The 20,642-nt window shown below is 66.4% G+C and carries 19 protein-coding genes; 7 read left to right on the top strand and 12 right to left on the bottom strand.

The window, feature by feature from the left end; all coding sequences use genetic code 11:
* Window positions 1–177: 177 nt before the first annotated feature.
* Both N7607_RS07065 and N7607_RS07070 read right to left on the bottom strand, forming a co-directional pair.
* On the bottom strand, window positions 178–450 hold the full coding sequence (locus N7607_RS07065) for an HU family DNA-binding protein (protein WP_137974570.1): 273 nt from the start codon (window positions 448–450) through the stop codon (window positions 178–180).
* 280 nt (window positions 451–730) lie between these two features.
* Window positions 731–898 carry a rubredoxin gene (locus N7607_RS07070; protein WP_068827612.1) on the bottom strand — a complete coding sequence of 56 codons (168 nt, stop codon included), beginning with the start codon at window positions 896–898 and terminating at the stop codon, window positions 731–733.
* Window positions 899–1,128: 230 nt separating this feature from the next.
* On the opposite strand from N7607_RS07070, the gene N7607_RS07075 reads away from it, so the two are divergent.
* The 5 genes from N7607_RS07075 to N7607_RS07095 all read left to right on the top strand — a co-directional run bounded on the left by N7607_RS07075 (window position 1,129) and on the right by N7607_RS07095 (window position 6,168).
* On the top strand, window positions 1,129–1,677 hold the full coding sequence (locus N7607_RS07075; protein ID WP_279864612.1) for a chorismate lyase: 549 nt from the start codon (window positions 1,129–1,131) through the stop codon (window positions 1,675–1,677).
* Window positions 1,678–1,744: 67 nt separating this feature from the next.
* Entirely contained in the window at window positions 1,745–2,638 is an 894-nt protein-coding gene (gene ubiA / locus N7607_RS07080) for a 4-hydroxybenzoate octaprenyltransferase (protein WP_279864611.1), read from the top strand.
* 86 nt (window positions 2,639–2,724) lie between these two features.
* The gene (phoB, locus tag N7607_RS07085; protein ID WP_061902709.1) at window positions 2,725–3,414 is read left to right on the top strand and encodes a phosphate regulon transcriptional regulator PhoB; all 690 of its coding nucleotides are present in this window, start codon (window positions 2,725–2,727) and stop codon (window positions 3,412–3,414) included.
* A 36-nt stretch (window positions 3,415–3,450) separates the two neighbouring features.
* A complete protein-coding gene (phoR, locus tag N7607_RS07090; RefSeq protein ID WP_279864610.1) occupies window positions 3,451–4,755 on the top strand; it encodes a phosphate regulon sensor histidine kinase PhoR in 1,305 nt (434 codons plus the stop codon).
* A gap of 72 nt (window positions 4,756–4,827) precedes the next feature.
* Entirely contained in the window at window positions 4,828–6,168 is a 1,341-nt protein-coding gene (locus N7607_RS07095) for a hemolysin family protein (RefSeq protein ID WP_192399787.1), read from the top strand.
* A gap of 57 nt (window positions 6,169–6,225) precedes the next feature.
* Here the strand turns inward: N7607_RS07095 and N7607_RS07100 are convergent, their stop codons facing one another.
* From N7607_RS07100 to N7607_RS07145, 10 genes are all read right to left on the bottom strand, one after another.
* Complete coding sequence (locus N7607_RS07100; RefSeq protein ID WP_279864609.1) at window positions 6,226–6,498, bottom strand: hypothetical protein; 273 nt, start codon at window positions 6,496–6,498, stop codon at window positions 6,226–6,228.
* A gap of 79 nt (window positions 6,499–6,577) precedes the next feature.
* Entirely contained in the window at window positions 6,578–8,404 is a 1,827-nt protein-coding gene (locus N7607_RS07105; RefSeq protein WP_279864608.1) for a diguanylate cyclase, read from the bottom strand.
* Window positions 8,405–8,499: 95 nt separating this feature from the next.
* A complete protein-coding gene (locus N7607_RS07110; RefSeq protein WP_279864607.1) occupies window positions 8,500–9,396 on the bottom strand; it encodes a peptidoglycan DD-metalloendopeptidase family protein in 897 nt (298 codons plus the stop codon).
* A gap of 217 nt (window positions 9,397–9,613) precedes the next feature.
* Window positions 9,614–10,531, bottom strand: a complete 918-nt coding sequence (locus N7607_RS07115; RefSeq protein ID WP_279864606.1) for a response regulator — start codon at window positions 10,529–10,531, stop codon at window positions 9,614–9,616.
* A 121-nt stretch (window positions 10,532–10,652) separates the two neighbouring features.
* Window positions 10,653–11,381, bottom strand: a complete 729-nt coding sequence (phoU, locus tag N7607_RS07120; RefSeq protein ID WP_192399782.1) for a phosphate signaling complex protein PhoU — start codon at window positions 11,379–11,381, stop codon at window positions 10,653–10,655.
* A 146-nt stretch (window positions 11,382–11,527) separates the two neighbouring features.
* On the bottom strand, window positions 11,528–12,361 hold the full coding sequence (gene pstB, locus N7607_RS07125; RefSeq protein WP_137974559.1) for a phosphate ABC transporter ATP-binding protein PstB: 834 nt from the start codon (window positions 12,359–12,361) through the stop codon (window positions 11,528–11,530).
* 77 nt (window positions 12,362–12,438) lie between these two features.
* Entirely contained in the window at window positions 12,439–14,115 is a 1,677-nt protein-coding gene (pstA, locus tag N7607_RS07130; RefSeq protein ID WP_279864604.1) for a phosphate ABC transporter permease PstA, read from the bottom strand.
* A gap of 22 nt (window positions 14,116–14,137) precedes the next feature.
* Window positions 14,138–16,201 carry an ABC transporter permease subunit gene (locus N7607_RS07135; RefSeq protein ID WP_279864854.1) on the bottom strand — a complete coding sequence of 688 codons (2,064 nt, stop codon included), beginning with the start codon at window positions 16,199–16,201 and terminating at the stop codon, window positions 14,138–14,140.
* Window positions 16,202–16,597: 396 nt separating this feature from the next.
* On the bottom strand, window positions 16,598–17,563 hold the full coding sequence (locus tag N7607_RS07140; protein WP_279864603.1) for a phosphate ABC transporter substrate-binding protein PstS family protein: 966 nt from the start codon (window positions 17,561–17,563) through the stop codon (window positions 16,598–16,600).
* A gap of 150 nt (window positions 17,564–17,713) precedes the next feature.
* Window positions 17,714–19,021: an MFS transporter gene (locus N7607_RS07145; protein WP_279864602.1), complete on the bottom strand. Its 1,308-nt coding sequence runs from the start codon at window positions 19,019–19,021 to the stop codon at window positions 17,714–17,716.
* A gap of 203 nt (window positions 19,022–19,224) precedes the next feature.
* Here N7607_RS07145 and N7607_RS07150 point away from each other — a divergent pair, with 203 nt between their 5' ends.
* Both N7607_RS07150 and N7607_RS07155 read left to right on the top strand, forming a co-directional pair.
* Window positions 19,225–19,629: an acyl-CoA thioesterase gene (locus tag N7607_RS07150; protein WP_137974555.1), complete on the top strand. Its 405-nt coding sequence runs from the start codon at window positions 19,225–19,227 to the stop codon at window positions 19,627–19,629.
* 107 nt (window positions 19,630–19,736) lie between these two features.
* Window positions 19,737–20,636 carry a D-hexose-6-phosphate mutarotase gene (locus N7607_RS07155; protein WP_279864600.1) on the top strand — a complete coding sequence of 300 codons (900 nt, stop codon included), beginning with the start codon at window positions 19,737–19,739 and terminating at the stop codon, window positions 20,634–20,636.
* Window positions 20,637–20,642 lie beyond the last annotated feature (6 nt).

Raw genomic sequence — 20,642 nt, forward strand, 5'->3', positions numbered from 1 at the left:
CTAGAGGCAGCTAGATGAGGAGTCAATAATGAAACGAATTAACAGCTATACGATCATTTTTTCCGAGATGAAAAAAATGAAACACGTTTCAAGCCGCTGTAGAGAATGCATAAAATGAAAAGCCCCGACTAGCGGGGCTTACAGAGAGTTATCCACAGAAAATGAGATAATCTCTATTTAATTCACCGCATCGCGCAGGGACTTGCCCGGCTTGAAGGCAACGGTGTTGCTGGCTTTGATCTTGACCGGGGCGCCGGTCTGCGGGTTCTTGCCGGTACGGGCACCGCGGTGACGCTGGAGGAAGGTACCGAAACCGACCAGGGTAACGCTGTCCTTGCGGTTCAGCGCGCCGGTGATTTCTTCGAGCACGGCGTTGAGTACGCGGTTGGCCTGGTCTTTGGTCAGATCAGCCTTCTCGGCAATGGCCGCGGCGAGTTCAGGTTTGCGCATAGATGCCTCTTTGACTGTTTGTTGTTGTTGTGTGTCCGAGCTGTCCTTCCAGAACAGCGCCAAAGGCGCCGCAACGGCTCTGCGCTGCGGCAGACTCGGGGAGAATGGCACGCCATCCGGGACTGCGCCAGTGCTGCCGGGCAGTTTGCCCGGCGGCGAATATGGCGAAGCAGACAGAACATCCGCTATTTCCGCCAGAAGCTGATCGTTGCTCCGAATTTTCCGCAGAAACGCGAACGGCGGCCCTGGGGCCGCCGTTCGGGCGTATCGAGCAGGGCGATCAGCCGATCTCGATCATCTCGAAATCGGCCTTGCCCACGCCGCAGTCCGGGCACAGCCAGTCGGCCGGCACGTCTTCCCAGCGGGTACCGGCGGCGATGCCGTCATCGGGCCAGCCCTGGCTCTCGTCATAGATCAGGCCACAGACCACACATTGCCACTTCTTCATGCTCTACCTCATCGCGGGCCGTCTCTGGCGGACGTTGCCCTGGTCAAAAAAGCGTCGGGAACGGTTTTTGACGTCGCCCTTGGGCGACGGCCCGATGGGCGGCCGCCAAAGATGGCGGGCCACAAAAAATCAACAGGCTTTGTACTGACATGCAGGCCTGCGCGCAAGTGCCTGGCGATGGCGCTCGTCGTGTTAAGCTCGCCGCCTTCCCGGTAGCCGAAGCCGTTGTCGTGCCCTCCTCCGCCCTCGCCCACCCGCCCCGCTGGCTCAACGCCGGCCAGTTGCATCCTGCCCCCGCACCGCTGCTGCGCGACTGGCTGTTCGGCCAAGGCTCGCTGACCCGCCGCCTCACCGCCCTGAGTGCCGGGCGCTTCGCCGTGCAGCCGCTGCAGCAGGGCTGGCAGGTGTTGCGCGCCGACGAGTGCAACGCCCTGCAGGTGCCGGCCGGCAGCATGGGCTGGGTGCGCGAGGTGTTCCTGCTCGGCGCCGGCCAGCCCTGGGTATTCGCCCGCAGCGTGGCGCCGCGCGCCGCCCTGGAAGGCTCCGGCTTCGAGTTGGGCAAACTGGGTAGCCGCTCTCTCGGCGAGCTGCTGTTCAGCGACCGCGCCTTCGTCCGCGGCGAGCTGCAGGTGTGTCGCTACCCCGCGGCCTGGCTGCCGGCCGAGGCACGCGCCGAGCAGCTCTGGGGACGCCGTTCCTGCTTCCGTCGCGACGGCCTCGGCGTGCTGGTGGCCGAAGTATTCCTGCCGGCGTTCTGGGACCAGGCCGCGCAGAACTAGACGCCGCCCTCGCTCCTGGCCCGGTCGCTGCTCGTATAATCGGCGCACCTGGCCCGGAGACCCACCGATGTACCAATCCTTCCTGCTCGCCCTGAACCGCCTGCATCCGCGTACCTGGGACTTCGTCCAGCTGATGCGCCTGGAGAAGCCGATCGGTATCTACCTGCTGCTGTGGCCGACCCTGTGGGCCCTGTGGGTGGCGAGCAAGGGCGTGCCGGACTTTGGCCTGCTGCTGATCTTCGTGTTCGGCACCCTGTTCATGCGCGCCGCCGGCTGCGTGATCAACGACTACGCCGACCGCGACTTCGACGGCCATGTGGCACGCACCAAGGCACGCCCTCTGGCCGATGGTCGGGTGACGCCGCGCGAGGCGCTGATCCTGTTCGCCGTGCTGGTGGGCCTGAGCTTCATCCTGGTGCTGTTCACCAACCTCACCACCATCCTGCTGTCGTTCGGCGGCCTGGCCCTGGCGGCCTGCTACCCCTTCATGAAGCGCTACACCTACTACCCGCAGGTGGTGCTCGGTGCGGCCTTCTCCTGGGGCATGCCGATGGCCTTCAGCGCCGTCACCGGCGAGCTGCCGCCGGCCGAGGCCTGGCTGCTGTACATCGCCAACCTGCTGTGGACCGTGGCATACGACACCTACTACGCGATGACCGACCGCGAGGACGACCTGAAGATCGGGGTGAAATCCACCGCCATCCTGTTCGGCGACGCCGACCGCATCATCATCCTCACCCTGCAGGGCCTGGCTCTGCTGTGCCTGGCCATGGCCGGCGCGCGCTTCAGCCTGGGCATCTGGTTCCTCCTCGGCCTGCTCGGCGCCGCCACCTGCTTCGCCTGGGAATTCTGGAGTACCCGTGACCGCGACCCGCAGCGATGCTTCGCCGCTTTCCTGCACAATCACTGGGCCGGTCTGGCGATTCTGCTGGGCATCATCGTGGACTACGCGCTGCGCTAGATCGGGGCCTGCCGCATGGCTGTCACATCGCTGCAATAATTCCGTTATCTAATGCGGCGCAAGACAGACGACCCGAGGCTCGACCCATGGTTGGCAAGAACATCCTGATCGTTGACGACGAAGCTCCCATCCGCGAGATGATCGCGGTGGCCCTGGAGATGGCCGGCTACGACTGCCTGGAAGCGGAAAACACCCAGCAGGCTCACGCCCTGATCGTCGACCGCAAACCGGACCTGATCCTGCTCGACTGGATGCTTCCGGGCACCAGCGGCATCGAGCTGGCCCGCCGCCTCAAGCGCGACGAGCTGACCGACGACATCCCGATCATCATGCTCACCGCCAAGGGCGAAGAGGACAACAAGATCCAGGGCCTGGAAGTCGGCGCCGACGACTACATCACCAAGCCCTTCTCGCCGCGCGAGCTGGTGGCCCGCCTCAAGGCCGTGCTGCGCCGTACCGCGCCGAGCGACGGCGAGGCGCCGATCGAAGTCGGTGGCCTGCTGCTCGACCCGATCAGCCACCGCGTGACCATCGACGGCAAGCCGGCCGAGATGGGCCCCACCGAATACCGCCTGCTGCAGTTCTTCATGACCCACCAGGAACGCGCCTACACCCGCGGCCAGCTGCTCGACCAGGTGTGGGGCGGCAACGTCTATGTCGAGGAGCGCACCGTCGACGTGCATATCCGCCGCCTGCGCAAGGCGCTCGGCGAGGCCTACGAGAATCTGGTGCAAACGGTGCGCGGCACCGGGTATCGTTTCTCCACCAAGAGCTGACCCACGCGCCCCGCGTCCAGAGAAAGGAAGCACTAGGTGAACCAAGACTGGCGCGGCGCCCTGGTGCGCCGCCTGCTGTTGTTGTTGGTCGGTTGCGGCCTGGTCGGCCTGGTCACCGGCGAGTACGCCTGGGCCCTGGCCATCGGCCTCGGCGGCTACCTGCTGTGGCACCTCAAGCAGCTGCTGCGCCTGCACAAGTGGCTGCGCGATCGCCAGCCGGACGAGGCGCCGCCCGAAGGCTACGGCCTGTGGGGCGAGATCTTCGACAACATCTACCACCTGCAACGCCGCGACCAGCGCGTGCGCGGCCGCCTGCAGGCGGTGATCGACCGCGTTCAGGAGTCCACCGCCGCCCTGCGCGATGCGGTGATCATGCTCGACGCCGAAGGCAACCTGGAGTGGTGGAACCGCGCCGCCGAGCAGCTGCTGGGCCTGAAGACCCCGCAGGACAGCGGCCAGTCGATCACCAACCTGGTGCGCCACCCGCGCTTCAAGGAGTACTTCGAGGCCGGCAATTACCAGGAAGCCCTGGAGCTGCCCTCGCCGATCAACGACCGCATGCGCCTGCAGCTGCAGATCACCCAGTACGGCAACCACGAGCACCTGATGCTGGTGCGCGATGTCACCCGCCTCCACCAGCTGGAGCAGATGCGCAAGGACTTCATCGCCAACGTGTCCCACGAGCTGCGCACGCCGCTGACGGTGATCACCGGCTACCTGGAGACCCTGCTGGACAATGTCGAGGACGTGAATCCGCGCTGGCTGCGCGCCCTGCAGCAGATGCAGCAGCAGGGTTCGCGCATGCAGAACCTGCTCAACGACCTGCTGTTGCTGGCGAAGCTGGAGGCCACCGACTACCCCTCGGACAACCAGCCGGTGGCCGTCGACCTGCTGCTGCTCTCGATCAAGAACGACGCCCAGGCCCTGTCCGGCGCGCGCAACCATCGCATCAGCCTGGAGGCGGACAGCCAGGTCCGCCTCAAGGGCAGCGAGGCCGAGCTGCGCAGCGCCTTCTCCAACCTGGTGTTCAACGCGGTGAAGTACAGCCCCGAGGAGAGCGATATCCGCATCCGCTGGTGGGGCGACGACCAGGGCGGCCACTTCAGCGTGGCCGATAGCGGCATCGGCATCGAGGCCAAGCACCTGCCGCGCCTGACCGAACGCTTCTACCGGGTCGACTCCAGCCGCGCCTCCAACACCGGCGGCACCGGCCTCGGCCTGGCCATCGTCAAGCACGTGCTGCTGCGTCACCGGGCGCGCCTGGACATCACCAGCCTGGTCGGCAAGGGCAGCACCTTCACCTGCCACTTCCCGCCCCAGCAGGTCAGCCGGCGTGGCTAGAAATGGCCGGCGGCTTGCAATCACCGGCCTCAGCCGCCAACCTGTAGCGATCTTCCGCCAACCCTAGTACCCATGGACCCTTCCTCTAGTCTCTCCACTTCCGCGCTGGTCGCCGACCTCGGCCTCGTGCTGTTCGCCCTGTTCCTCGTTCTGCTCAACGGTTTCTTCGTCGCCGCCGAATTCGCCATGGTCAAGCTGCGCGCGACCAAGGTCGAAGCCATCGCCGAGCAGCACGGCTGGCGCGGCCACATCCTGCGCACCGTGCACAACCAGCTGGACGCCTACCTGTCGGCCTGCCAGCTGGGCATCACCCTGGCCTCCCTCGGCCTCGGCTGGGTCGGCGAGCCGGCCTTCGCCGAACTGCTCACCCCGCTGCTCGGCGCCATCGGCATCGAGTCGGAGAAGCTGGTCCACGGCATCGCCTTCTTCTTCGCCTTCTTCATCATTTCCTACCTGCACATCGTGGTCGGCGAGTTGGCGCCCAAGTCCTGGGCGATCCGCAAGCCCGAGCTGCTGTCGCTGTGGACCGCCGCGCCTCTGTACGCCTTCTACTGGCTGATGTACCCGGCCATCTACCTGCTCAACGCCAGCGCCAACGCCATCCTGCGTATCGCCGGGCAAGGCGAGCCGGGGCCGCATCACGAGCACCACTACAGCCGCGACGAGCTGAAGCTGATCCTGCACTCCAGCCGCGCCCGTGACCCCAGCGACCAGGACATGCGCGTGCTGGCCTCGGCCGTGGAGATGGGCGAGCTGGAAGTGGTGGACTGGGCCAACTCCCGCGAGGACCTGGTGTACATCGACGCCAACGCCAAGCTGGACGAGCTGTTCAACGTGTTCCGCCGGCACAAGTTCAGCCGCTACCCGGTGTACGAAGAGGCCACTGGGGGTTTCGTCGGCGTACTGCACATCAAGGACCTGCTGCTGCAGCTGAGCCTGCTGGAGATGCTGCCGTCCAAGTTCAACGTCGCCGAGCTGATGCGCCCGATCGAGCGGGTCAGCAAGCACATGCCGCTGTCCTCGCTGCTCGAGCAGTTCCGCCAGGGCGGCGCGCACTTCGCCCTGGTCGAGGAGGCCGATGGCAAGGTGGTCGGCTTCCTGACCATGGAAGACGTGCTGGAAGTGCTGGTCGGCGATATCCAGGACGAACACCACAAGGCCGAACGCGGCATCCTCGCCTATCAGCCCGGCAAGCTGCTGGTACGCGGCGACACCCCGCTGTTCAAGATCGAGCGCCTGCTCGGCCTGGACCTCGACCATATCGAGGCCGAGACCCTGGCCGGCCTGGTCTACGAGAGCCTGAACCGGGTGCCGGAGGAGGACGAGGTACTGGAGACCGAAGGCCTGCACATCATCGTGAAGAAGATGAAGGGCCCGAAGATCGTCCTGGCCAAGGTGCTCAAGCTGGACTGACGCACCCGCCGCTCCGCGCGACGCCGCAGCCTGTCTGCGGCGTTGTGCTTTCTGGCGTCAGGCCGCCTTGGCCTGGTCGACGCCGGCCAGGCTCATGCCGTGGTCCAGGTGCTGGTCCACCAGCCACTTGCCATGGGCCAGCGAGGCACGCTGGGCGCTCTCCAGGTTGGCGAAAAAGGCGAACCGCAGCGGCAGCGACATGCGCTTGCTGGAGTGCCCATCCGGCAGGGTGATCTGGCAACCCGCTGCCCACGGCGTGGGAATGCCCGGGTGCTCGATGATCGCGGCACTGATGGCATGGTCGCGGTAGGTGCAGTGCAGATTGTTCATGATCTTCACCTCACGGATTCGGCGTGTCTGGCCACCTTAGCCCCAGAACGATCACCCGGCGCTGCGGACCGACCAAGGGTCAGCCGGCCACGCACACCTGGTTGCGCCCGGCCGCCTTGGCCGCGTACAGCGCCTGGTCGGCGGCATCGATCAGCGCCTGCATGTGCAGCGCGGCCCGGCCATCGTGATGCACCAGGCCGATGCTCACGCTCAGCGGCACGCTAACGCCCTGGTGCTGCAGATCGAGCGCCACCACCTCGGCGCGGATGCGCTCGGCCAGGGCCCGGGCGCCGGCCGCGTCGACATCCGCCAGGACCAGCAGGAACTCCTCGCCGCCATAACGCGCGGCCAGATCGCCGGCACGCCGGGTGCTGCCGCGCAGCACCTTGGCCACGGCGGCGATGCAGCGGTCGCCGAAGGGATGGCCATAGCCATCGTTGATGCGCTTGAAGTGGTCGATATCGAGCAGCAACACGGCCAGCCGGGTGTTGGCCTGGTCGGCCAGCTGCTGGTCGCAATGCCGGCGGTTGGCCAGCTGGGTCAGGGCATCGGTGTTGCTCAGGCGGGTCAGCTCGGCATTGGCCTCGGCCAGCTCGCGGGTCGACTGCTGCAGCTCGGCGGTGCGCGCCAGCACGCGCCGCTCCAGTTCCTCGTTGAGCCGCGCCTGCTCGACCAGCAGCTGTTCCTGGCTGGCCAGGCGCGCCTCGCGCTCGCCGATCAGCGCGGTCTGCGCGGCGATGCGCGCGGAGCGCTCGCTGTTGATGCGGTCGGCCAGGGCCACCGAGAGCAGGATGAATTCGACGAAGAAGCCCAGAGTCTGCATGCGCAGGGTCAGCTGGTTGACCGGCAGGGCGCCCTGCAGGGCCGCCACGTGTACCGCGGTGCCGACGATGAGGAAGATCCACGCCAGGCTGAACAGCGGTGCCGAGCGATTGCCACGCCGCCACAGGCTGACCGCCGTCGCCAGCGCCACCAGGCAACTGAGCAGCGCCACCGGGCCGGTGCCGATGGCGGTCAGCCACTGCGGCCGCACCAGCAGCAGCGCGATCGCCAGCGCCCAGTAGCCGAGCAGCAGATTGTTGGCCCACAGCACCCAGCCGCCGTAGCGCGGAATGCGCAGGAACACGCGGACGAAATAGCCCGCGGCGAAGAAGCTCCACAGCGCGGAGAACGCATAGATCTGCCCCGCCGGCCGGCCCAGTTCGGGCCACAGGAAGAGCACGCCGAAGCCACTCAGGCTCAGCTCGTAGATCACCACGCCGAGCAGGTAGAGGCTGTACCACAGGTAGCTGAGGTGGCGGGTGAACAGGTACAGGCTGAAGTTGTACAGCAGCACCGCCAGCATGGCGCCGAAGAACAGCCCCAGCAGCACGCGCTGGTCCAGTTCCTGCTGCTGATAGGCCGCCTCGCTGAGCACCTGCATGGGCGCCACGATGTTCTCGCGGCTGTGCAGGCGCAGGTAGACCCAGCGCTGCTCGCCGGACTGCAGTGCCAGGGGGAACAGCGGTTGCCGGCCGGGCACCGGCCAGGCGCTCAGCGGCAGATGGTCACCGGCCTCCAGCAGCGGCCCCCAGCGGCGGCTGGCGGGATCGAACAGGCGCAATTCGAGGCGATCGAGGATCGGCCACTCCACCAGCAGGCGCCAGTCGGCGCGAGCGGAGCGGTTGTGCAGGGCCATGCGCACCCACACCGGCCCCTCCTGGAAACCCAGGCTCAGGGAGGCGCCCTCCGGCCTGCGCCAACCGTTGGCGGTGGCGGCCTCGGCGAAATCCAGCTCCTCGGCAGGCAGCAGGTATTCCAGCCAGGGCGCGGGGCGCACCACCTGATGGTCATCGGTGAGTTCGAGCGGAGCGGCTACGCAAGGCAGGGTAGCCAACAGACAGAACAGCAGGCTGAACAGGCGCACGGGCAGATGGGTTTCCTCGACTCGGCGCCACTCTCGGGGACTGCAGGCGCCAGTCCCTCAAGCATTGCCGCGAATCGCGGATCGCGCCAGTGCGGCTATTCGCCGCCCACCGCGAAGTTCGGCAGGCTGTCCACGGGTTGGGCGAAGTTGAACGGGATGGACTCCAGCGCCAGACCGATGTTGCGCTGCACCACGAAGTGTAGGTGCGGGCCGGTGCTGTTGCCGGTGTTGCCGGAACGAGCGATCTGCATGCCGGCTTCGATCCGCTCGCCCTCGCGCACCGCCACCGAGCCGCGCATCAGGTGCAGGTAGACGCCCATGGTGCCGTCGTCATGCAGGATGCGCACGTAGTTGCCGGACGGGTTGTTGCCGCGGCCGCTCTGGCGGTTCTCGGTCTTCACCACCATGCCGCTGCGCGAGGCGACGATGGGCGTGCCCTCGGGCATGGCGATGTCCATGGCGTAGCGGCCCTTGGGCGTGAAATGGCTGTACTTGCCGTTGGCGCCCTGGGTCAGCTTGAACGGCCCTCCGCGCCAAGGCAGCGGATAGCGGAACAGCAGCGGCTGCAGGCGCGGATCGCCCATGGCGTAGCGCAGCCGCGGTTTGTAGCTCATCGGCTTGGCCGCATCCAGCGGCGCCAGGGTGGTCAGGCGGATATGGCTGCGCGGCGGCAGCACCCAGCGGATCGGCTGCTCCGGCGCGCCGGCGACGTTGACCAGGCGATCCAGGCGCAGCTCGACCTCCACCGGGGCGTACAGGTCGTTGCGCAACACCAGGGTCTCGCCGGCGTCGTGCTTCTTGGTTTCCAGCTTCACCAGGTTGTCGAGCTTCTCCACCATGCGGTCGCGGAACACGAACACCTGGGCGCCGGGCACGGCCTTGTCGCTATAGGTCACCGTGCCGTGCTTGTCGACATACTTGTAGATGGTCAGCGCACCGGCCTGGCCGGCGGCCAGCAGCAGTGCGCAGAAAATGATTGAACGCCCTAGCATAACTTCACGGATTTAATGGTTATTTGGTATCCGGGACGAAAAGACTAGCAGCGCGCCATTCGCCTCGCGAGTGCTCGCGCTGCGGGCTGTGCGGCAATCCGCAGGGTCAGGCGGCGAATCGCGGCGATATCCGACGAAAGGCGTGCTTCGCGATACTCAATCCGAGCAAACGACAACGGCGCCCGTGGGCGCCGTTGTCCTGTACCTGGCAGCCGCGTCAGGCGCCCGGCACGAAGTGTTTCTGCGCGGTACCGCGAGCGATCAGGCGCGACAGGTAGTCGAGCTTCTGCGGATCTTTGTCGACGAACTTGAAGCTCAGCTGCAGCCATTCGCTGTCCGGCTTCGGCTCCAGGGCCGCCACCGAATGCAGGTAGCCGTTGAGCCGCGCGGTCTCGGCCGCCTCGCCCTGCTCCAGGTCGAGCACCGCGCTCTCCAGCACCTGCGGCAGCTGCTCGGTGCGCTTCACCACCAGCAGCGCTTCCTTGAGGCTCAGCGCCTTGATCACGCAGGCCATGCTGCCGCCGGGGAGGCGCAGCTGACCCTGGCCACGACCGGTCGGCGCGGCGGATGCCTTGGCCGCCGGGGCGGCAGGTTTGGTGGAGGCGGCAGCCGGATCGGCCGCCGCGGCGGCGGGCTTGGCCGCCGGCTTGACCACATCGGCCTTGCCGCCGGTCAGGGCGCTCAGGGAGTCGTTGGCGAAGCCGCCGGTGCTGAGCATCTTCGGCGGCGCGCTGGCGGCCAGGGCCTGCAGCTTGCCGGCACGGTGCAGGGCCTTCTTGACCTTGGTCACCAGCTGGTCGTTGGAGAACGGCTTGCCGATGTAGTCGGAGACCCCGGCCTGGATGGCCTGGACCACGTTCTCCTTGTCACCACGGCTGGTGACCATGATGAACGGCACGATCTTCAGGGCCTCCTGCTCGCGGCACCAGGTGAGCAGTTCGAGGCCGGACAGCTCGGGCATTTCCCAGTCGCAGAGGATCAGGTCGACCGGTTGGCGGGCGAGCATCTGCTGGGCCTTGCGGCCGTTGACCGCCTCTTCGATCTGGATGCCGGGGAAGTGGTCGCGCAGGCCCTTCTTCACCAGATCACGGATAAAGGTGGCGTCGTCCACCACCAGCACACTGACTTTGCTCATCGACCACTCCCGACAACGATGTCGACAAGCATAGCCGCGGATACTGGCCCGAGGCCAACACGGCGCGCTCGGTGAATCCCCGAGCGCGCCGGGGATTGTCCGCGGTCGCCGCGCGGGCGATTTACTCCTTCTTGCCGCCCTGCACTTCTTCCTGCATGCGCGCCAGGCCCATGTGGCGCACGTCGGTACCGCGCACCAGGTAGATGACCAGCTCGGCGATGTTGCGTGCGTGGTCGCCGATGCGCTCCAGCGAACGCAGGACCCAGATGATGTTGAGCACGCGGCTGATCGCACGCGGGTCCTCCATCATGTAGGTGACCAGTTCGCGCAGGGCGGTCTTGTACTCGCGGTCGACGGTCTTGTCGTACTGGGCCACGGACAGGGCCAGGTCGGCATCGAAGCGGGCGAAGGCGTCCAGCGCCTCCTGCACCATGCGCCGTACCTGGTCGCCGATGTGGCGTACCTCGACGTAGCCGCGCGGCGACTCGCCCTCCTCGCACAGCTGGATGGCACGCTTGGCGATCTTCGACGACTCGTCGCCGATGCGCTCGAGGTCGATCACCGACTTGGAGATGCTGATGATCAGGCGCAGGTCGGAGGCGGCCGGCTGACGGCGGGCGAGGATGCGCAGGCATTCCTCGTCGATGTTGCGCTCCATCTGGTTGATCTGGTCGTCGATCTCGCGCACCTGCTGGGCCAGGCCGGAGTCGGCCTCGATCAGCGCGGTGACCGCGTCGTTGACCTGCTTCTCGACCAGGCCGCCCATCGCCAGGAGGTGGCTGCGCACTTCCTCCAGCTCGGCGTTGAACTGCTGGGAGATGTGATGGGTGAGGCTGTCTTTGTTGATCATGTAGAGAGTCCTGAGCCGGAATTTGCATCTTCTCCCCCACTCACGGAGAGGGGGCGGGGCGGGCCGCGTTCGGATGAGGGTGACTCAGACCAAGCCGAGCGCCCTCACCCTAACCCTCTCCCAACGGGAGAGGGGACTGTCCTGCGTTAACCGTAGCGACCGGTGATGTAGTCCTCGGTCTGCTTCTTGGCCGGGTTGGTGAACAGGGTGTCGGTGTCGCCAAACTCGATCAGCTTGCCCATGTACATGAACGCCGTGTAGTCGGAGACCCGCGCCGCCTGCTGCATGTTGTGGGTGACGATGACGATGGTGTACTTGCTCTTCAGCTCGTAGATCAGCTCTTCGACCTTGAGGGTGGAGATCGGGTCCAGCGCCGAGCAGGGTTCGTCGAGCAGCAGCACTTCCGGCTGCACCGCCACGGTACGGGCGATCACCAGGCGCTGCTGCTGGCCACCGGAGAGGCCGAGGGCGGACTCGTGCAGGCGGTCCTTCACTTCGTCCCACAGGGCGGCGCTCTTCAGGGCCCACTCCACGGTCTCGTCGAGCACGCGCTTCTGGTTCACGCCCTGGATGCGCAGGCCGTACACCACGTTCTCGTAGATGCTCTTGGGGAACGGGTTGGGCTTCTGGAACACCATGCCGACGCGACGACGCAGCTCGGCGACGTCCACGCCCTTCTTGTAGATGTCATGGCCGTCGAGACGAATCTCGCCCTGCACGCGGCAGCCGTCGACCAGGTCGTTCATGCGGTTGAAGGTACGCAGCAGGGTCGACTTGCCGCAGCCGGACGGGCCGATGAAGGCGGTCACGCGCTGTTTCGGAATGTTCATCGACACGTCGAACAGCGCCTGCTTGTCGCCATAGAACAGGTTCAGGCTGGGCACCTCCAGGGCGACGGTTTCTTCCGCCAGGTTGAGGCCCTGCTTCTGCCGGCCGAGGGCGGCCATGTCGATACCGTGGGTGTGTACTTCGTGCTGCATGGGATGCTCCCTACGCTAACAATTCGTTCAATTCATTCATGCCGCCGCGGCCACTGCCGCGGCGGCGCAATTCGTGATCAGTGGTCCAGCGCCTTGTACTTCTCGCGCAGGTGGTTGCGGATGAACACGGCGCTCAGGTTGAGCAGCGCGATCACCAGCACCAGCAGCAGCGCGGTGGCGTATACCAGCGGGCGGGCGGCCTCGACGTTGGGGCTCTGGAAGCCGACGTCGTAGATATGGAAGCCCAGGTGCATGATCTTCTGGTCCAGGTGCAGGTACGGGTAGTTGCCGTCCACCGGCAGCGCCGGAGCCAGTTTGACCACGCCGACCAGCATCAGCGGCGCCACTTCGCCGGCGGCGCGGGCCACGGCGAGGATCATGCCGGTCATCATGGCCGGGCTGGCCATCGGCAGCACCACCTTCCACAGGGTCTCGGCCTTGGTCGCACCGAGGGCCAGGGAGCCTTCGCGCAGGGCCCGCGGGATACGCGCCAGGCCCTCCTCGGTGGCAACGATCACCACCGGCACGGCGAGGATAGCCAGGGTCAGCGAGGCCCACAGCAGGCCAGGGGTGCCGAAGGTCGGCGCCGGCGCCGCTTCGGCGAAGAACAGGCGGTCGATCGAGCCACCCAGCACGTAGACGAAGAAGCCCAGGCCGAACACGCCGTAGACGATGGCCGGCACGCCGGCCAGGTTGTTCACGGCGATGCGGATGATGCGGGTCATCGGCCCCTGCTTGGCGTACTCGCGCAGGTAGATGGCCGCCAGCACGCCGAACGGGGTGACGATCACTGCCATGATCAGGGTCATCATCACGGTGCCGAAGATGGCCGGGAAGATGCCGCCCTCGGTGTTGGCCTCGCGCGGCTCGTCGCTGAGGAACTCCCACAGCTTGGCGAAGTAGAAGCCCAGCTTGCTGAAGACGCCCATGGCGTTCGGCTGGAGGGCGCGAACCACCTTGCTCAGGGCGATCTCCTGCTCGCGACCGTCGACGGTCTTCACCGTCACGCTGTCGCGGTCGAGCTGCTGGTTGAGCTCCACCAGCTGGCCCTCGAGCACCTTGTACTGGGCGTCCAGCTCGGCGCGCCGGGCGTCGAGGTCGGCCTGGGCGGCGGCGTCCAGACGGTCCTTCAGCTCCAGGCGGCGACCCTCCAGGCGCAGCTGCTCGAGGCCATGGTTGATGTGGCCGATATCGCGCTTCTCCAGGCGCACCTGCTGCGCATGCAGCTCGTCGACGCGGGCGATACGGCTCTGCAGTTCACTCCAGGCGGCATCGCCTTCGGCGATCACCTTGCCGCCTTCCTTGACGTTGACCAGGTAGCCGTAGAAGTTGCCCCACTCGCGGCGCTCCATGGTCATCAGGTTGGCAGGGGTACGCGGCTCGCTCAGCCACTCGGCCACCACCCAGCTGAAGTCGGCGCCGTAGACCTCACGGTTGCCGACCTTGAACAGCTCGCGGGTCATGAACTCGCCGCCTTTCACGTCCACCGGCAGGCCGGCGGCGGCCAGGCGCGCACGCGGTACTTCTTCTTCCTGCACCAGCTCGCCGGCCATCACTCGGGCGGCCTCGCCCGGCACCTGGTACTTGGCCTCGATCACGTCGGCCGGCCAGAAGTGGCCGAGGCCGCGCACGGCGATCACGGCGAGCAGGCCGATGGTCATGATCACGGCGATGGACACGCCGCTGGCGGTCATCCACACCCAGGGCGAACCGCTCTTGAACCAGGACTTGAGGTTTTGCTCTTTGATTTTCACTGACGTCTACCTTTCCCAGTTCTCAGAGCGACGCGTACTTCTTGCGCAGGCGGGTACGAATCACCTCCGCCAGCGTGTTCATCACGAAGGTGAAGGCCAGCAACACCAGCGCGGAGAGGAACAGCACACGGTAGTGGGTACTGCCCACCTCGGATTCCGGCATTTCCACCGCCACGTTGGCGGCCAGGGTGCGCAGGCCCTCGAAGATGTTCATGTCCATGATCGGCGTGTTGCCGGTGGCCATCAGCACGATCATGGTCTCGCCCACTGCACGGCCCATGCCGATCATCAGGGCGGAGAAGATGCCCGGGCTGGCGGTGAGGATCACCACGCGGGTCAGGGTCTGCCAGGGCGTGGCGCCCAGGGCCAGGGAGCCGAAGGTCAGGCTCTTCGGCACGCTGAACACGGCGTCCTCGGCGATCGAGTAGATGTTCGGGATCACCGCGAAGCCCATGGCCAGGCCGACCACCAGGGCATTGCGCTGGTCGAAGGCGATGCCCAGGTCATTGCTGATCCACAGGCGCATGTCGCCGCCGAAGAACCAGTTCTCCAGGTGGCCGCTCATGCCCAGGGCGCCACTGCCGATCAGCAGGATCACCGGGATCAGCAGCGCCGCTTCCCAGCCATCGGGGATGACCAGGCGGATCTTCTCCGGCAGGCGGCTCCAGGCGTAGGCGGCCAGCAGCACGCCGATCGGCGTCAGTAGCAGCAGGCTGAAGATGCCCGGCAGGTGGCCTTCGACATAGGGCGCGAGGAACAGGCCGGCGAAGAAGCCGAGGATCACCGTCGGCAGCGCTTCCATCAGCTCGATCACCGGCTTGACCTTGCGGCGCATGGCCGGGGCCATGAAGTAGGCGGTGTAAATGGCCGCACAGATGGCCAGCGGAGCGGCCAGCAGCATGGCGTAGAAGGCGGCTTTCAAGGTGCCGAAGGTCAGCGGCGCCAGGCTCATCTTGGGTTCGAAATCGCTGTTGGCCGAGGTCGACTGCCAGACGTACTTGGGCTCGTCGTAGCTCTCGTACCAGACCTTGCCCCACAGCGCGCTCCAGGAGATTTCCGGGTGCGGGTTGTCGATGACGAAGCGCTGCAGTTGGCCGCCGGACTCCACCAGTACGCGGTTGGCGCGCGGGGAAAGGGCGGCGACGCCGGCACCGTCGGCGACCTTCTCGGTCAGCAGGGTGCGGTGCGCGGTGCTGTGGAAGATGCCCAGGTGGCCTGCGCCATCCAATGCCACGAAGCCCTTGCGGCGCTCCTCGGAGAGGATCTGGATGATCGGCGCATCGCTCAGCTGGAAGCCACGGATGTGGGTCAGCGCGGCCTTGTTGTCGGCATCGCGGACCATGAACCACTGGCCGATGCCGCCCTTGCTGTCGCCGATCAGCAGCGAGATGCCACCGAGCAGCGGCGTGACGGTGCTCACCTCGGCGTCGCCGCCGAGCAGCTTGTAGCGGCCGTTGAGGGCCTTGGTGCGCAGGTCGAAGACGTCGGCGGTGGCCTTGCCGTTGATCACGAACAGCCACTGCTGGCGCGGGTCGATGATCATCGCCTTGATCGGCTCGGCGATCTGCGGCAGGGCGATGCGCTCCTCGCTGAGGGTGGCCTCGCCGGTCAGCATGTTCTCTTCGCGGGTGATCGCCAGCACCTGCAGCTCGGCACCGGTGGAGGCGCTGAGCATCAGGGTGTCGCCGTTCTCGCTGATGGCGACGTGCTCCAGCGGCCGGCCCTGGGTGTCGAGGACGATGGGCGCCTCGCCGTAGGGGTAGTCCAGCTCGGGAGTGATGGTCTTGACGTTGTTCGGGTAGCTGACCTTGTAGGCATGCTCGAACACCAGCACCTGGCCGTTGGACAGGCCCAGCACCACGCGATGGCTGCCGGGCTGGTCCTGGCTCACCGAGGCGATGCTGGCACCGGCCGGCAGCGCCAGCTGGTAGGCGTTCATGGCGACGCCGTCCTTGAGGCCGAAAAACTGCACCTGGCCATCGCGGCCGAGGCGCATGGCCACCTTGTTCTGCTCTTCCACCGCCAGCAGCAGGGCCTCGCCCTGCCCCGCCAACCAAGCCGGCTGCTGGGCCTCGCGCGCCTCCATGTCGGCGCCACCGAAGATCGGCGCCACCACGTAGGCGAGATAGAAGAAGATCAGCGTGATGCATGCCAGCACGGCCAGGCCGCCGATCGACACATACCAGCGCGCCATGCGGTCCTTGAGCGCACGCATACGGCGCTTGCGCAGCAGGGCGGGGGTATCGAAGTCGATGCGGTGGTTGTTCGCGGAGGCGCTCATGCTGTTGTTGGCCAGGTCATTCATGAGGAGGTCTCGAGCACAGCGGACACAGCCCGCTCAATGTGAGGTACTTCAATCTATCCGTCTTGTGTGACAGAAAGATTACCACTCGGTGACGCGACAACGCCCACGGCTCCAGAAGAGTCGCGGGCGTGTCGAACAGCGCGCCGAGGGATGGGCCTCGGCGTCACTGGCGGGCCGTTACAGGCCCAGTTCTTTCTTGGTCTTCTCGATCACTTTGGCCGGCAGCGGGATGTAACCATCCTTGACCACTACCTCCTGGCCCTGCTTGGACAGCACCAGCTTGACGAACTCGGCTTCCAGCGGGCTCAGCGGCTTGTTCGGCGCCTTGTTGACGTAGACGAAGAAGAAGCGCGACAGCGGGAACTTGCCTGCCAGGGCGTTGGCTTCGTTGGCTTCGAAGGCCTCGCCACCTTTCTTCGACAGCGGTACGGCGCGGACGCTGGCGGTCTTGTAGCCGATGCCCGAGTAACCGATGGCGTTGACGGTGCTGGAGATGGACTGCACCACCGAGGCCGAACCCGGCTGCTCGTTTACGTTGGCCTTGAAGTCGCCTTTGCACAGGGCGGCTTCCTTGAAGTAGCCGTAGGTGCCGGATACCGAGTTGCGACCGAACAGCTGGATCGGCTTGTCGGCCCACTCGCCGGTCAGGCCCAGGTCGCCCCAGGTCTTCACGTTGCTACCACCGCACAGGCGGGTGCTGGAGAAGATGCCGTCAACCTGAGCCATGTCCAGGGACTTGATCGGGTTGTCCTTGTGCACGAACACGGCCAGGGCGTCGATGGCCACCGGCACGGCGACCGGCTTGTAGCCGAACTTCTCTTCGAAGGCCTGCAGCTCGTTGTCCTTCATGGCGCGGGACATCGGGCCCAGGTTGGCGGTGCCTTCGGTCAGCGCGGGCGGCGCGGTGGAGGAACCGGCGGCCTGGATCTGGATGTTCACGTTCGGGTACAGCTTCTTGTATTCCTCGGCCCACAGGGTCATCAGGTTCGCCAGGGAGTCGGAACCGACGCTGGACAAGTTACCCGATACACCGGAAGTCTTTTGGTAAGCCGGGATGGCCGGGTCGACAGCGGCAACCGCACTAGCGGCGCTTACGCCAGCGGCGACAAAGGTCAGGGCCGCCATCAAACGCTTGAGTTTCATGCCTTGCTCCTAGCAGGAAGGGGTTGGATGGAACGGGCCCAAGTATCTGTAGGCCGCATGAACACTCTATGACTGGATTGTGACAATCAGGTTAAAGCGCAGAAAAAAGCAAAAGGCCCGCGAACGGGCCTTTTTGTGAGCGTCCTGGATTCAGGCCGGCACGAGATGGCTGGCCTGGCGCCGCCACAGCAGGGTGCCGATCAGCATGAACAGCAGGCACAGGGCGCCTACATAATAGGCCGGGCCCAGCGGGCTCCACTTCAGCAGCAGGCTGACCAGGATCGGCGTCAGACCGCCGAAGATGGCGTAGGCCAGGTTGTAGGAGAACGACAGCCCGGAGAAACGCACCACCGCCGGAAAGGCCTTGACCATCACCATCGGGATGGCGCCGATCATGCCCACGCACAGGCCGGCCAGGGCATACAGCGGCACCAGCAGCTCCGGCTGGGTCTTCAGCGTGGTGTAGAACAGCCAGGAGCTGACCAGCAGCAGCGCGCCGCCGACCAGGAAGGTCGGCCCCGGGCCGAAGCGGTCGGCGGCCAGCCCCGCCAGCACGCAGCCGATGCTCAGGCAGACGATGGCCAGGCCGTTGGCCGTCAGGGTATCGGCCGGGGTGAAGCCGTACTGGGTCTGCAGCAGGGTCGGCGTCATCAGGATCACCACGACGATGCCGGCCGACAACACCCAGGTCAGCAGCATGGACAGGATGATCGCCGGGCGATGCTCGCGCACCACCGCCTTCAGCGGCAGCTCGGCGGCCAGCGACTGGCGCTGCTGCAGCTCGGCGAACACCGGGGTCTCATGCAGCCAGCGGCGCAGGTAGACGGAGATCAGGCCGAACACCCCGCCGACCAGGAAGGGAATGCGCCAGGCGTAGTCGGCGATCTCTTGCGGGGTGAAGCTGCGGTTGATCGCGCTGGCCGCCAGCGAACCGAGCAGGATGCCGGCGGTGAGCCCTGCGGTCAGGGTGCTGCAGGCGAAGCCGATGCGCTTGGCCGGCACGTGCTCGGCGACGAACACCCAGGCGCCCGGCACCTCGCCGCCGATCGCCGCGCCCTGCATCACGCGCAGGGCCAGCAGCGCCAGCGGCGCCCAGATGCCGATCTGCGCGTAGGTCGGCAGCAGGCCCATCAGCAGGGTCGGCACCGCCATCAGGAAGATGCTCAGGGTGAACATGCGCTTGCGCCCGAGCAGGTCGCCGAAGTGGGCCATGATGATGCCGCCCAGCGGCCGCGCCAGGTAGCCGGCAGCGAAGATGCCGAAGGTCTGCAGCTGGCGCAGCCACTCGGGCATCTCAGCGGGGAAGAACAGCTTGCCGACCACCGCGGCGAAGAACACGAAGATGATGAAGTCGTAGAACTCCAGCGCACCGCCCAGGGCGGAGAGCGAGAGGGTCTTGTAGTCACTGCGGTTCAATGGGCGCGCCACGGGCGCGGCGCTGGCATGTTCGGCGGGCATAGAGGGCTTCATTATTAGAGTGGCAAGGCTGCGCCGCACCATAGCAAATCGGGCCCCGGACCGCAGCTTTGCGGCGGAAAAGCGGAACCGCGCGGTCGTCGTTTGACGCGCGCCTCTATATACTGCGCACGGCCCGTCTAGCACGGGCCGCAGCCTGCCACCGAACAGCCAATCATAAGAATCCACCAGCGGGGCCCAGCAGCATGATCGAACTCGAACAGGAAGACCCCATCCCCCAGGGCGATCTGGCCCTGCAGATCACCGCCCTGCCGCGCGAGACCAACGGTTTCGGCGACATCTATGGCGGCTGGCTGGTATCGCAGATGGACCTGGCCGGCACCGCCATGGCCAGCAAGGTGGCCGGCGGTCGTGTCGCCACCGTGGCCATCGACCGCATGGCCTTCCTGGTACCGGTGGCCGTGGGCGCGCAGCTGTCCTTCTATACCCAGGCCCTGGAAGTCGGGCGCAGCTCGATCCAGATGCTGGTGGAAGTGTGGAGCGACGATCCGCTGTCCAGCGAGTGGCGCAAGGTCACCGAGGCGGTGTTCGTCTTCGTCGCCATCGACGGCAGCGGCCGCACCCGCCCGGTTCCGCCCCGCCGCGGCTGAGAAGCCCGCTGCAGACAACGCCGACCACAGTGTCGGCGTTTTCCATTGGACTTGGCCTTTTGCCCCGCGCTGGAGTCAAATGAGCCAGGAATTCAGGGAGAACCAACATGAGCCAGGCCCAGATTGAACGCATCGAACTGGATGAGCTGACCTGCTGGCGCGTGCGCCACGCCGGCGCCGAACTGCTGGTGGCCCAGCAGGGGGCCCAGGTGCTGAGCTACCAGCAGGGCGAGCAACCGCCGCTGATCTGGCTCAGCGAGCAGGCCAGCTACCAGCGCCGGCAATCGGTGCGCGGCGGCGTGCCGATCTGCTGGCCCTGGTTCGGCGACCTCGGCCGCAACCCGCTGCAGGTACAGGCCCAGCACGACAACCTGGGCGCCGCGCCCTTCCACGGCGGCGTACGCGCGCTGGACTGGCAACTGCTGGGCATCGACAGCGAGGGCGAGGCTGTGCACCTGCGCTTCGCCTTCGACAGCCGTCAGCATCCGCTGCCCGACTGGCCGCACGCCGCCGAGCTGCGCCTGGACATCCGCCTGGACGAACATCTGCACCTGGACCTGACCAGCCACAATCTGGGCAATACGCCGCTGGCCCTGAGCCAGGCGCTGCACAGCTACTTCGCCGTCAGCGACATCCGCCAGGTGGCCGTGCGCGGGCTGGAGGACAGCCGCTATATCGACACCCTGGAGGACTGGCAGGAACGCCGCCAGCAGGGCGAGCTGCGCTTCGCCGGCGAGACCGACCGCATCTACCTCGACCTGCCGCCGCACCTGCGTCTGCATGACGCCGGCTGGCAGCGCGAGCTACACCTGCAGACCCGCAACTCGCGCTCGGCGGTGCTGTGGAATCCGTGGATCGACAAGGCCCAGCGCCTGTCCAGCTTCGCCGAGGACGCCTGGCAGCGCATGCTGTGCATCGAGACCGCCAACGTCTGGGACGACTGCGTGAGGCTGGCCCCCGGCGAGCGGCACAGCATGGGCCTTAGCCTGTGGAGCGAACCGGCGTAGGGCATG

It is taken from the genome of Pseudomonas sp. GD04019, from assembly GCF_029837695.1.
In the GTDB taxonomy this organism is placed as follows: domain Bacteria; phylum Pseudomonadota; class Gammaproteobacteria; order Pseudomonadales; family Pseudomonadaceae; genus Aquipseudomonas.